Annotated in this window: 10 protein-coding genes and 1 tRNA gene; 4 read left to right on the plus strand and 7 right to left on the minus strand. The window is 50.0% G+C overall.

All coding sequences use genetic code 11. The annotated features are described in order from the left end of the window. The first annotated feature begins 48 nt into the window (after positions 1-48). Positions 49-882 carry an EF-hand domain-containing protein gene (locus tag PJE062_RS19300; RefSeq protein ID WP_008551263.1) on the plus strand — a complete coding sequence of 278 codons (834 nt, stop codon included), beginning with the start codon at positions 49-51 and terminating at the stop codon, positions 880-882. A gap of 315 nt (positions 883-1,197) precedes the next feature. On the opposite strand, the gene PJE062_RS19305 is transcribed toward PJE062_RS19300, so the two are convergent. Next, the gene (locus tag PJE062_RS19305; protein ID WP_008551414.1) at positions 1,198-2,025 is read right to left on the minus strand and encodes an RDD family protein; all 828 of its coding nucleotides are present in this window, start codon (positions 2,023-2,025) and stop codon (positions 1,198-1,200) included. Positions 2,026-2,217: 192 nt separating this feature from the next. Continuing rightward, positions 2,218-2,294 (minus strand) — tRNA-Arg (locus PJE062_RS19310). 322 nt (positions 2,295-2,616) lie between these two features. Between PJE062_RS19310 and PJE062_RS19315 the strand changes: the two genes are divergently transcribed. Next, positions 2,617-3,366 carry a thermonuclease family protein gene (locus tag PJE062_RS19315; protein WP_008551345.1) on the plus strand — a complete coding sequence of 250 codons (750 nt, stop codon included), beginning with the start codon at positions 2,617-2,619 and terminating at the stop codon, positions 3,364-3,366. Positions 3,367-3,386: 20 nt separating this feature from the next. Next, positions 3,387-4,856, plus strand: coding sequence for a M48 family metalloprotease (locus tag PJE062_RS19320; RefSeq protein ID WP_037037720.1), 1,470 nt, complete (start codon positions 3,387-3,389; stop codon positions 4,854-4,856). Here the strand turns inward: PJE062_RS19320 and PJE062_RS19325 are convergent. The 5 genes from PJE062_RS19325 to PJE062_RS19345 form a co-directional block, all read right to left on the minus strand. Next, complete coding sequence (locus PJE062_RS19325) at positions 4,853-5,722, minus strand: RNA polymerase factor sigma-32 (RefSeq protein WP_008551387.1); 870 nt, start codon at positions 5,720-5,722, stop codon at positions 4,853-4,855. The two genes, PJE062_RS19320 and PJE062_RS19325, sit on opposite strands and share 4 nt — an antisense overlap. 119 nt (positions 5,723-5,841) lie before the next feature. Beyond that, the gene (locus PJE062_RS19330; protein ID WP_008551556.1) at positions 5,842-6,423 is read right to left on the minus strand and encodes a CarD family transcriptional regulator; all 582 of its coding nucleotides are present in this window, start codon (positions 6,421-6,423) and stop codon (positions 5,842-5,844) included. A gap of 412 nt (positions 6,424-6,835) precedes the next feature. Next, positions 6,836-7,174: a ferredoxin FdxA gene (gene fdxA, locus PJE062_RS19335; RefSeq protein WP_008551659.1), complete on the minus strand. Its 339-nt coding sequence runs from the start codon at positions 7,172-7,174 to the stop codon at positions 6,836-6,838. Between the two features lie 187 nt (positions 7,175-7,361). Continuing rightward, positions 7,362-7,763, minus strand: coding sequence for an RNA-binding S4 domain-containing protein (locus PJE062_RS19340; protein ID WP_008551362.1), 402 nt, complete (start codon positions 7,761-7,763; stop codon positions 7,362-7,364). Between the two features lie 22 nt (positions 7,764-7,785). Further along, complete coding sequence (locus PJE062_RS19345) at positions 7,786-10,731, minus strand: helicase-related protein (protein WP_008551379.1); 2,946 nt, start codon at positions 10,729-10,731, stop codon at positions 7,786-7,788. Positions 10,732-11,690: 959 nt separating this feature from the next. On the opposite strand from PJE062_RS19345, the gene PJE062_RS19350 reads away from it, so the two are divergent. Further along, positions 11,691-12,410, plus strand: a complete 720-nt coding sequence (locus PJE062_RS19350) for a LuxR family transcriptional regulator (RefSeq protein WP_008551372.1) — start codon at positions 11,691-11,693, stop codon at positions 12,408-12,410. The last annotated feature ends 244 nt before the right edge of the window (positions 12,411-12,654 follow it).

Below are 12,654 nucleotides of genomic sequence, written 5' to 3' on the forward strand. Positions count from 1 at the left end.
TCTCCAAAAGCTGTAATTGCACCCGCTTTTGGTGCTAGGAGAACGGTTATGGCTAAGAAAACTGAGACGATTGAAGTCCGAATGTCACCGGATTTGAAGCTGGAACTTTCCGAGCTGAGCAAGCAACGAGAGCAGCCGATGAGCCAGGTCATTCGTCAGTTGATTGAGCGAGAACTCTCCAGTGCCGAGGCGCAGGCTAATCCAACTGGAGATACAATCATGCCCGTAAGAATGAAGTCGCAACTGTTGAAGTGGGGCGGTAGTGGCGCTGCTGTGCTGGCACTTGCCTTGATGTGGAATGTGGGTGTTCAAAGCACCGCTTCAGCAGATGCTGGTATTCGCGTTACGTTTGCTGCGATGGACCAGAATGAAGACGGTGCCATCTCCCGCAAGGAGTTTGAACGCTTTACGTCTCTGGATGCTTTGGAACTTGTCGATCAGGAGCTCTCTAAGGAAGAGATGAAGCTTCTTACCTCTGAAGAGATGGATCCGCTTCCTGAAGCTTGCAAAGCTGATTTTGAGCAGTTTGAGGCTGAAGAAGGAAAGGCATTATCGGATGAGTTTGCTGAAATGGATCAGGACAAGAATGGTTCTGTCGACTTTGGTGAGCTTCGACATCTTGTGAAGCTGCAGCAGCGGGAGCTGTTCCTTGAGCTGGACCGGAACGTGGATGGGTATCTGACCAAGCCTGAGCTCGTGGATTTTCAGGGCACTGTTGATCCGGCAATCAGTGCTGACTGCGCAAAAGCATTGCTGGAGCAGGAAGAAGCACAGGCTGACAAGCAAGAGCTGCGCTATGTGATGGCTCATTTTGATGAGAACAATGACAAGAAGATCAGTCTGGATGAGTTTTTGAACAATCAGAATGACAGCTTCTTCTGATTGGGCGCAGTCGCCTTGGTGGGAAGCGGATTGCCTGCTTCCCATATGGCCTGCTTATGGTGCCGGATCTTACCGGTCTTCGTTCAACTTACTTCTTTTGCCGACTGATCCAGGCCATCCAATTGTAAAACCAGTTGCGAAGGTTATCTCCGCACCGTTTGAGCACATTGGATATATAATTCATGGCTTACCCTCCATGTGCAGTTATTTCTGCTCTGATGGTGGGCTCAATTCGCTAAATGCGGATGAAGGAACTGCTTCAAGATTTAAGTTTGGATGGTGACCTCGTTTCCGAGGCACCATCAACTATTTTGTTTACTCGTCTGAGATGATCTTCTCAGCTTTTCTCATGTCTAAATCGTTGGTTTTACTGGTTGTAAGATCTGCGAACTGATCCCAATATGTGCGACCTCTCCATCGAATGAATGAGCCGAACTCAAACCAAAAGGCTGCAATGCTGATTACAACACCACCTACAATCCAGAGCCAGAAGTTACCACCAAGGTTATTGAGTAAGTCCTGAGCTTGTTTGCCTGCAACTTCAAGATCTAGTGTTACAGCTTGATAAAGCGAGTAAAGGCTGAACAAGGCGATGATGATGAGAACAGTCGCTTTAAAATACTCCCGCTTTAATGCTGACATTAGATCAGGCTTCTGAAGAGCATTGTTGTAAACGGTCAGTTTGAACAAGCGTTTTCCGGGTGTTTGCCCCATCTTTGCTAGGAACAAGGCAAAGACCAACGGGGCTAGTAAGTAGAAAAATGGCTCTGATGAAAAATATGTTTTCTGGTTGCCGTGTTCATCAGAGTAATAGCTCACTGAAACGGATCGTGTAACGTTACCTTCTTGCCAGATTTTCTGGAGCCCCGCTATGTGGAAGCTATTTGCAAGCATGTTTGTTTGCTTGCAAAGAAATTGCTGATGCTGTTGGCCTGGTTCAAGCGGTAGGATCTCATCCATTCGTTCTTGAGGGATCATGTCAAATTGTGGTGCACATGCTGACGTCGTGAGAAGTTCAGGTGCAAGAAATCGTGTAGAGAAAATACTGTTATAAGCGATAATTATTACGGTGATTACAAAACCAAGGATGAAGAGATCTAGTAGATAAGCGAAGGCTCTTCGCCAAAAATGTCTTGCAGTCATTGAATGTATACCAGCATTTATTGCAAAGTATCTGAAGATTAAGAACGAACGCAGATACCGCAAAATCGATTAAAACGTTATTTTATATACAATCTAAGATTCTAAGAAATCAAAGGATTAATTACTCAGGAATTAGAAAATGAGTGCCAACATCATATTGCTCTCACAGTCAGCTATTGCACTCTGTGAGAATGGTGACCCCGAGTGGATTCGAACCACTGACCTGCCGCTTAGGAGGCGGCTGCTCTATCCAGCTGAGCTACGGGGCCATTGAGTGTCATCTTGAGATGATGCAGCGAGTTTTCAAATATCATGAAAACCAAAGCTATGCGAGACAGATTGCTTCTCTGTGAACAGGCTAAAGCAGGTTGCGTTTAAGCTGAACCGCTTGATCTGCTTAAGCTTTTGTTTTGCGTATCTTTGTCTGAAAACCGGGCTTCACTTTTCAGAGATACGCTTTAGGTCCCAGTTCTGACAGGAGAATTCTCTCAGCGCATATCTCAGTGACTTCTTTCCTGCGGGTTCTCAGGGGCGTTTGAGCAGGATCTGCCTGATATTATTGCCACATGCGTTATAGGGGGGAGCTGTGTGGTGAGATGGTTTCTGGCAGTTTTGTGCGGGTTTTTGATTGGCATTGGATCAAGTGCAGCGGGGCCGTGTGATGAAGCTGAGGTGTCAGCGCAGGGCTTGCCGACGGTTTTGGTGGATGACGCGCTTGCGAGCCCTTTGAAGTTTGCCGCGAGTGATGGCGCGTTTTATTATCTCTCTGATTTGACTTTTCCTGAAGCCCCTCATGCTCCCGGGCAGGAGCTCTCAGGTGGTCGACAAGTTTTTGTAAAAGCATTGGTTGCGCAGAAGGACCGGTGGGGGCGTTTGCCTGCGATTCTGCTTGATCGTGAAATGAGTGATTTGTCAGGTAAGCTGGTTGAAGGCGGATTGGCCATTGTTAAGCCACAATTAAGAGCTTTCAATTGCTTGAAATTCCTTATTAATTTGGAGAGCGAAGCTCGCCGGAAAAATGTTGGATTATGGGTCGTTAAAAATGTAATTAATGACTATAAGTCAATAAGCTACGAGCAAATTGGTCTTTATGGACTTGTGGAAGCCAGCGTGATTTCTGTCGGGCAAACGCGATCCAAAACATACTTGAATTTTGGTGAGCGCTGGACAGAGGATTTAACCGGGATTATTCAAAGGGGAAAGCTGGCGGATTTTTCCGAGTTCGGGCATGATCTTTCAGTGATGAAAGGCAAGAGAGTTCGCCTCAGAGGCGTCTTGCAACTGAACCAAGGACCACAGATAGAGCTTAAGCACCCAGCGCAGTTGGAGCTTCTGGACTAGGGCAAAAGCCGGAAACGCGAATGACTTTGAGTAGTGCATTGTCTGGAATACGGACAAGCCTGAGAATTTTAACGGTATCTGCAGTGACCGCAGCCCTTGTTGCGTGTCAGCTGACCGGCTCTGCCAATCAAAGCGCTCAAAAACCCGGTAGCTTGCGTAGTGGTCCTGGGAGCGATGTTGGTGCACGTGAGCATCCGCGTGTTGTGGCGACCTATGGCGGCGTTTACAAAGACGGCAAGGCAGAAACTGCGATTGCCCGCGTTGTTGGTGGTCTTGTTGCCGCTTCGGAAGATCCTGAAGCGCATTACCGTGTTACCCTTCTCAACAGCCCTGCCGTGAATGCTTTTGCGCTTCCGGGCGGGTATCTCTATGTCACGCGTGGTCTGCTTGCGCTTGCCAATGACACATCGGAGCTGGCTGCTGTTCTGGCCCATGAGATGGCGCACGTAACAGCGCGTCATGCGATCAAGCGACAGCGTCAGGCTGAGGAAGCTGAGTTTGTCACCAAGGTGATGACAAATATCGGCAAGGATCAGCGGACGATTGATGCAGCCGTGAAAGAGAAGCAGGTGCAGTTTGCCCGCTTTTCTCAGGAACAAGAACTTGAAGCGGATGATGTGGGTGTAAGAACGCTTGCTGGCGCTGGATATGATCCCTATGCAGCCGCGCGTTTCCTTAACACTATGGGGCAGTTTGCCCGCTATCAGCAGCTTGGTGGTGAAACCAGTTCGGCTCCAGACTTCCTTTCTTCTCACCCGAACACGCCCGATCGCATTCAGCGTGCTGTGCGCAGTGCGCGGCAGATTGGGGCGCCGGGGATTGGTTTGAATGGCCGCGAGGCGTATCTGACCAGTCTGGATGGCATGCTGTTTGGTGATGATCCGCTAGAAGGCTATGTGAGAGGGCGCCAGTTCCTTCACAAGGGTCTTGGCATCTCCTTTAGCGTGCCGAAGGGTTTTGTGCTTGAGAACTCCGCAGAAGCGGTTCTGGCGAGCAATAACTCCGGCACCGCAATGCGTTTTGATGGTGCTGATCTGACAGGCTACGCCAGCTTAACTGACTATATGTTATCTGGCTGGATCAATGGCCTGATCGATAACAGCGTGCGTCCGACCACGATTAATGGTCTGCCAGCAGTGATTGGCTCTGCGATTACAGACGGTTGGTCGTTCCGAATTGGTGTGGTTCGTATTGGCTTAACCGGATATCGGTTTATCTTTGCCAATCGTTCACCGACCGCTGTATTTACTAGGGATTTCGAGAAATCTCTGGGAAGCTTCCGGCAGCTTAGCCCAACGGAGCAAGCGCGTCTTAACCCGCTTCGAGTTAAGATCATTCAGGCTAAAGGTGGCGAGACGGCTCGTAAGCTTGCTGTTGGTATGAGCGGTGTGGAGCCATCTCGTCGGTTGGAGTTGTTCACGATCCTCAATCAGGTGAAAGCGAACCAGCGCTTCAAGCCGGGTGAACTGATGAAGGTTATCACCGATTAAGGCTGATTGGCTTCGTGTCCCTGAGAATGCGCCATTGCGTCTTTCAGTTTCTGCATCGCACGTGACTCGATCTGACGAACGCGTTCTTTTGAGACACCCAGTTTCTTGCCAAGTGCTTCCAGCGTCACGCCATCTTCTCTGAGCTTTCGATCTCTTATTACGCGTTGCTCGCGTGGGGGAAGTGTTTTGATGGCGTCGAAGAGGCGGCGTTCGGCGCGTTCACTGTCCAGATGCACTTCTACAATCTCATCGGGCAGGGGCTCATCTGCTGCGAGCGTGTCCTGGAGCTGAAGGTTTGTTTCGCTGCCTTTGAGCGTTGCATTCAAAGATGTATCCGAACGGCCTAATCTGGAAGACATCATCTTAATATCTCGCATGTTCGCGCCGGTTTGGTTTGAGATCTGTTGATGAAGCTGATCTTCGCTGAGCTCAGGGTGCTTGCTCGCCAGCTCTGCGCGCATGCGCTTAAAGCCAAAGAACAGCATTTTCTGGCGCGAGGATGTGCCGCCACGGACGATCGATTGATTGCGGAGGACGTAATCCTGAATGAAAGACTTGATCCACCAGCTTGCGTAGGTTGAGAAGCGCACATCCTTGGACAGTTTGAACCTGTTGGCTGCTTCCATCAAGCCGATGTGGCCTTCCTGAATGAGATCAGAAAGCGGGACGCCATAGGATTTAAAGCGCAAAGCTTGAGCTATCACCAGACGGGAGTGAGACAAGGATAGCTTGTCCAGTGCACGGTGATCGCGTTTTGTGATCCAGCCTTCAAGAAGCTTGTATTCTTCTTCTTTTGACAGATATGGGGCTTTTCTTGCCAGGCGAGCAAGGGGCCCGAGACTTTGGTCTCTTTCATATTGAGCCATGTACGCCTCCTCAGTTTGATCTGAGATACGGCGCGAAAACTCGTTTGGATCTATGCAGATAAAAAGAAAGCCCCGCTACCAGCAGGGCTTCTTTAATCAAGTAAGTTGGGAAAGGCTGATTACGCAGCCTCTTCCTGACCTCCGTCTTCACCAGCAGCAGGTGCAGCTTTTGCAGCACGACCTGGAGCGGTGGAAAGAACACCTTCGATCTGACGAATTGCTTCAGTGTCAGTCTGCTTCTGAACCGCAGCGATTTCGCGAGCCATACGATCGAGCGCAGCTTCATAGAGCTGACGTTCAGAGTAGGACTGCTCTGGCTGTGCGTCAGAACGATAGAGATCGCGAACAACTTCAGCGGTAGAAACAAGATCGCCGGAATTGATCTTCGCTTCGTATTCCTGCGCGCGGCGGCTCCACATGGTGCGCTTTACACGAGGTTTGCCTGCAATGGTTTCAAGAGATTTTTTAACGGTGGATGCATCAGAAAGCTTACGCATTCCAACAGAAGCAATTTTTGCTACTGGAACGCGGAGTGTCATCTTATCCTGTTCGAATTCAATTACGAGAAGTTCAAGAGAGTATCCAGCTACGGTCTGCTCTTCAATCGCAGTAATCAATCCAACACCGTGAGATGGATAAATGATGTGCTCGCCTGTTTTAAACCCCTGACGCTGCGCGGTCTTTTTTGCGGGTGTGGCCATACGCTATACTTCTCCTGCGCAGTGGTGGCTTGCAGTCCGGGAGACGCAAACAACCTAGATGCAGCGAGATCGCTACATCTTTCTCTGTAGAAAAACGTGAAAAGTCCAATGTATGCGGAAAGCTACCTCTCGCACTAATTGGTTTCGCGTTCAAATGTGATCAGTCGAATTCTCTGTTTTGGCTACTTCGGCGAATGCTGGCATAAATTATTGTGCGCACTTCAATGGAACTGCGACCATAAAAAAACCTCCGAGTGGGGAGGGTGCAACCAGACTGCCAAATGACTGTAAAAAACTGTATAGCACATTATCCACGGATTTCCAACCTCTCTCAAGCAAGAGAGGAATTAAGACATCCGCGGATAATGTTTGGCAATTAATAAATGTTTGGAAGCTCTAGGCTTTTACGAGCTTAATCGCCCGTACCTGGCTTCTCGGAGAAGTATTTTTCCAGTTTTTCTTTTACGCCGTCAAATTCAGCTGCTTCTGGGAGCTGATCTTTCTTAACGGTCAGATTCGGCCACTTCTCTGCGTACTCAGCATTGAGCTCGACCCACTTTTCCAATCCAGGCTCTGTGTCTGGGAGAATTGCGTCGGCAGGACATTCCGGTTCACATACACCGCAGTCGATACATTCGTCCGGATGAATGACGAGCATGTTCTCGCCTTCGTAAAAGCAATCGACCGGGCAAACTTCAACACAGTCGGTGTATTTGCATTTGATGCAATTGTCTGTGACGACGTATGTCATCGCAATCCTCTTAGTCTCTGGCGCTGCATATTTGTCTGAAGACAAATGGCACGGGCTCTCGCGGCCCTGACGATTTTTTCGTCCATTAAACTTTGTGCTCTTTGCTACCGGTTTTCATTGGGTAGTGCAAGCGCTGTCATAGGCGAAGAGATTGCAATATTGGGGCAAAATTTACCAAAAGTGGCCACTAAAAAGGATCGATTTCGTTGAAGCCCCGAATCCGGGCAATTTGGCGGCGATCTTTTTTCGTTGGACGTCCCGCACCGGCTTCGCGCTGTGCGACTGGAGCCTGTGTTTCTTTGGGAGGTGGCGGCGGTGACATGTCCTCATAAAGCATCTGTGCTTCAGGGGCTGGACCGCGGCGGGTGCCAAGTTTCAAAACCTTAAGGATCAAAAGGCGCCGCGGCATTGTGATGGTCAGTACATCGCCGGGCTTTACAGCTGCTTTGGCTGCTGAAACTTTCTCTTTATTCAGTCTTACGTGTCCGGACACTGCCAGTTTCTGAGCCAGCGTCCGGGACTTTGTTATACGGGCGTACCAGAGCCACTTATCAATGCGGATTGAGCCTTGTGGTTCTGGTGTTGCCATCTGCGGTATCCCGAAGGGGCGACTATTTGTCGCCCTTTTCCAAGTTCTGTTTCAGGGACATCAGCGCTGCGAATGGAGAATCCGGATCCAATGGCTTGTCTTTGCGTGGAGCAGACTTTGCCTGATGGCCACGGTTCTGATCCTTGTTAAAGCCACGGCCTTTACCGCCCGGCTTACCAGGATTGCGACGCTGCTGATTGTTGCCACCACCACGACGCTCGCCACCGCCACGACGTTCATTGCCACCGCGTGCGTTGCGCTGCTGACGATCGTTGTTGCTGCGACGACCACCGAAACGACCTGGGCGCCAGATTTCAACGGTAACCGTTTCCATCTCTTGCTCGCCTGTCGCTTCTTCAGAAGCTTCTGCCGGAGCGGCTTCTTCTGCAGGTGCTTCAGTTGCTTCCGCAGCTGCTGGAGCTTCAGCTTCACCCTCTGCAGCCTGTTCTGCTGGTGCAGCTTCGGCTTCTTCAGCAGGTGCTTCTGGCTTCTTGACAACAGGGCGCTGTTCTTCGCGTGTTTCCAGACGGTAGCCGAGAGACTTCAGGATGTTGGAGAAGTCTTCGCCAGCACAGCCGAGCAGGGAGGTCATGGAAACGGTAACGGTGAATGCGCCACCTTCTACCAATGCGCCTTCTGGCGGCTTAACGCCTTCTTCCAGAGGCTTCCAGGCAACCAGCGGACGGATGATGTCTGCCAGACGCTCCAGAATGTCGACGCGAACAGCGCGTGGACCACAAACGCGGAAGCCAACGACACGGTACAGTGCCTGCTCGATTTCCGGATCTACTGGAACGGAGGTGCGGCCAGATGCAGAAAGCTGTGGCAGCTCTGTCAGGCCTTTGATTTCGCCTTTGCCTTCTTTCAGCGCCCAGAGCTGAGCAAGTAGCTGGCTTGGTGCTGGCTTAAGAAGTGCAGGGACGTAAATGTGATATGCACCGAAGCGAACGCCGAGTTTGCGGAGCGAACCACGCATCTGCTGATCAAGCTGACGAATGTCATCAGCGATCTCCTGACGCTCAAGAATGCCGAGGCCTTCGGTCAGGCGGAATGCTACGCCGCGAGCGATGCCTTCAACTTCTTCAGCCTGTTCCAGGTCGAAGAGAGGCTTCAGGAGAGTTTCGATGTGGGTCTTGATCCATAGATCAAGGCGCTCCTGCACCATGTCGCGTGCAGGTCCTGTCAATTGCTCATCAGCAAGAATGATCAGGGATGGGCGCAGGGTCTGTTCACCAGCCGTCAGGCGGGCGATAGATTCACCCTGCCATCTTAATGTGCCGTCTGCGGAGAGGATGAACTCTTCGTTAGGCGCGCGAGACAACCGTTCTGCACGGTTTTCAATCTCACTAGCTAGTGCTTTTTGGGCCGCAGCACGGACAGCTTTTTCTTCCTGTCCTTCTGCCGTTGCATCCGGAGCAAACCGGAAGCCATGAAGCTGGCCAATGTGCTGTCCTTCTACAAGGACATCTCCGGTTGCGGTGATCTCCGCTTCGAGCATTTTGTTCTCTCTCAGACGTCGCATCAATACGCTGGTTCGCCGATCCACAAACCGCTGTGTAAGCCGTTCGTGAAGGGCATCTGATAATCGATCTTCTATGCCGCGCGTCACGCCCTGCCAGTGAGCAGGGTCGTTCAGCCAATCGGCACGGTTTGCCACAAAGGTCCACGTACGGATATGAGCTATCCGGTTCGCCAGTGTGTCGATATCCCCATCCGTCCTGTCCGCCAGTTTGATCTGACTATTGAACCAATCATCCGGAATGGCTCCGTCCTGGATCAGATGGGTATATATCCCTGTTACGAGATCTGCATGGTTTGCCGGAGCTATCTTGCGATAGTCTGGAACCTGACAGGTATCCCACAGTAATGAAACTCTCTCCTGCGTGGTCGCAAGGGAAAGAATGTCCCTGTCACGATTAGCAAGTTCGAGAACACCGATATCCTCTGCCGGAGGGGCTTTGGTCAAGCCCTCTTCTCGCGGAGAATGCTCCAAACTGCGCAAAAGTGCGCGAATCGAGGAAAAATCGAGGTTTGGGTTGCGCCATTGCAGCACTTTTAATGGCTCGAACTCGTGAGATTCGAGTTGATGGACCAGTTCCTCATCAAAACCAGGGACTCGTCCAGTTACACCAAAAGTACCATCTCTGAGGTGTCGGCCTGCGCGTCCGGCGATCTGCCCGGTCTCAGCTGGGGTGAGCTGGCGGTACTGATAGCCATCAAATTTGCGATGTCCGGCGAACGCGATGTGGTCCACATCAAGGTTCAGGCCCATGCCTACGGCGTCGGTGGCGATGAGCCAATCAACGTCGCCGTTCTGGAACAGGTCGACTTGTGCATTGCGCGTTCTTGGAGAAAGGGAGCCGAGCACGACAGCTGCACCGCCGCGCTGACGGCGGATGAGTTCTGCGATGGCGTACACTTCATCGGAGGAGAAGGCGACGATCGCAGAGCGGCGTGGGAGGCGTGTGATCTTCTTGGAGCCTGCGTAGGTCAGAATGGACATACGCGGGCGAGTGATCACATTAATACCCGGCATCAGCTTTTCGAGCAGCGGACGGATGGTGGAAGAGCCGAGCAGGAGCGTTTCTTCTCTGCCGCGCAGGTTCAGGATGCGATCTGTAAAGACGTGGCCGCGCTCAAGGTCGCCAGCCAGCTGCACTTCATCAATCGCGACGAAGTCTACATCCAGATCCTTTGGCATGGCTTCTACAGTAGAGACCCAGAAGCGAGGGGTCTTCGGGATGATCTTTTCTTCGCCGGTAATAAGGGCGACGAGATCAGGTCCCTTCTTCTCTACAAGGCGGCCGTAGACTTCTCTTGCCAGCAAACGAAGGGGCAGGCCGATCAGGCCGGATGAGTATGCGCTCATCCGTTCGATAGCCAAATGGGTCTTACCCGTGTTCGTTGGCCCCAAAATCGCAGTGACAGACCGTGATCTTGTTGTTCGGTGCAACGTGTTCTTGTTCATCTAGAAGTGCAATTCCGTAGTCTATGGCCAAACGTATCTCGGCACTCAATTTTTTGGCTGGGATACTGAAAATGCCCGTGCGGTGCCTCACCCAATGAAGTGGCATTTATATGGCAGAGAAAAGCGCTGTAAAGCTCTGGAATGAATAAAGACGAAAAATGCTGATGATGAGCACTGGAATGGAGTTTCAGTTTCATACCGGTATAAAAGGGCTTTTTGTGTATACGTTATCGACACTCTGCGGTTTTCGCTGAATAAGATGCATGACTATAACGTGCACTATATGCCGTTTGGGGGAGGTTACATCGTGTTAAATGGTTACAAGAAGCCAGCTGTTACGCGGATTATGCGTAACACATTCGCAGTTGTTACTAGCTAAATTTCTGAGTAACTCTCTTGTTTTAGCTGAAAATTTGCCATTTGGTAATGCCCCCGGACATGCTGCGGATGAGTGCTGCAGGGGGGATGTTGCCACTTCTGTTTTAACCAATGGGTTTCTCCGGGGTGGAGTTATCCCCGCTTTCCCCTCAGGCATATCGTTAAGTTTTTTGCATCTATGCAGAATGAAAAGAAACGGAGAATCCAACTGAGAAAAGTCTCAAAAGATTGGAATATTTTTCCTATATTACATACGCATCCGTATTGATGCTCGGACAATCTAAGGTTAACGAATTGTTAACCTGCTCCTAACAATAGCTTTTTCCTAAGAAATAAGAATTCTCGTTTTAAGTCTAAAGTTTTCCCGTCGGCACTTTTCGAAAAAGACATAGTGCAATTTAACAATGTCAATATATATGGCCGTATTTCTATTGGGAGAGAAGTTAAATTGAATAGATTTCTTTCCCAATATGAAAACAATGAGCCTCGAATAGAAGATGGGTGATAGATACACCTTCTATATTGAGTGGATATTGCGTAGAGTAAGGTTGTTGGAGGCATAATATGTAGGGGTGTATAAAATGAATCCGTTGACTGCTGCACTTGAATTTGTTGAATCTATTAATAATGAAGAGACACCTGATGGTGTTTCTAAGCGTATTGCTGAACTTGGCCAATCTTTCGGCTTTACAAGTTTTTGTCTCGCTGCGATCCCCGAAGCTGGCGCATCTTTTGATGGGTCAATTATGTTGAGTGGTTGGCGCCCTGAGTGGCAACAACGTTATCTCGACCGTGATTATGTACAAAATGATCCGATTGTCGCGAAAGCGCGCACTGCTAGTCGTCCATTCCTATGGTCCAGTGTTGCACGTGATCGCAATTTAACAGCAGCTGCACAGCAAGTCCTTTCCGAAGCACGTGATTACGGAATGTATGATGGTGTTTGTGTGCCGGTGCATGGCCTTCAGGGCTATCAGGGCATGCTTATCTTTGGTGGACCTGAGGTGCGTTTGAATGAACGCGAAATCAGTGTTCTTCATCTGGTTGGTATTTATGCAAGTAATAAGGTGCGTGAGCTTGTTGGTGCGAACACCAACCGTCCTCGTCATCGCCTTACTCCTCGCGAGCTTGAGTGTCTGAAGTGGTCTGCTGCAGGCAAGACAAGTTGGGAGATCAGCCAGATTCTGAATATCTCACAGCATACTGCAGATTGGTACCTGGCTTCGGCTGCCAGAAAGCTGCATGCTGCGAACAGAACACACGCGGTGGCTGAAGGTTTCCGCCTGGGTCTTATTCGTTAAGCTATAACGACACCTACACATGCACTCGGCAGGGTTCGCTATGCGAAGCCTGCTGTTTGCACTTGTGCGGATGAGTATAATTTGCCTCCTTTAGTCGTAAAAGTAGAAAAATTTGCATGAGATATATTAGTGAAGTCAAAATTTAGGGTATTTGTGTATATATTTTTACGTGTTTAGTTTTTCTCAATTGTACGATAAACTCCTTAGAATTTCCCCGTTTTCTTAATGTTTTATGACCCGTTAA

The organism is Pseudovibrio sp. JE062 (assembly GCF_000156235.1).
In the GTDB taxonomy this organism is placed as follows: Bacteria; Pseudomonadota; Alphaproteobacteria; order Rhizobiales; family Stappiaceae; genus Pseudovibrio.

Bases quoted from the DNA above. Each gene is read 5' to 3' on its own strand.
- PJE062_RS19300 (WP_008551263.1), top strand. From the start codon at position 49: ATGGCTAAGAAAACTGAGACGATTGAAGTCCGAATGTCACCGGATTTG.
- PJE062_RS19305 (WP_008551414.1), bottom strand. From the start codon at position 2,025: ATGACTGCAAGACATTTTTGGCGAAGAGCCTTCGCTTATCTACTAGAT.
- PJE062_RS19320 (WP_037037720.1), top strand. From the start codon at position 3,387: ATGACTTTGAGTAGTGCATTGTCTGGAATACGGACAAGCCTGAGAATT.
- PJE062_RS19325 (WP_008551387.1), bottom strand. From the start codon at position 5,722: ATGGCTCAATATGAAAGAGACCAAAGTCTCGGGCCCCTTGCTCGCCTG.
- PJE062_RS19330 (WP_008551556.1), bottom strand. From the start codon at position 6,423: ATGGCCACACCCGCAAAAAAGACCGCGCAGCGTCAGGGGTTTAAAACA.
- fdxA (WP_008551659.1), bottom strand. From the start codon at position 7,174: ATGACATACGTCGTCACAGACAATTGCATCAAATGCAAATACACCGAC.
- PJE062_RS19340 (WP_008551362.1), bottom strand. From the start codon at position 7,763: ATGGCAACACCAGAACCACAAGGCTCAATCCGCATTGATAAGTGGCTC.
- PJE062_RS19345 (WP_008551379.1), bottom strand. From the start codon at position 10,731: ATGAACAAGAACACGTTGCACCGAACAACAAGATCACGGTCTGTCACT.
- PJE062_RS19350 (WP_008551372.1), top strand. From the start codon at position 11,691: ATGAATCCGTTGACTGCTGCACTTGAATTTGTTGAATCTATTAATAAT.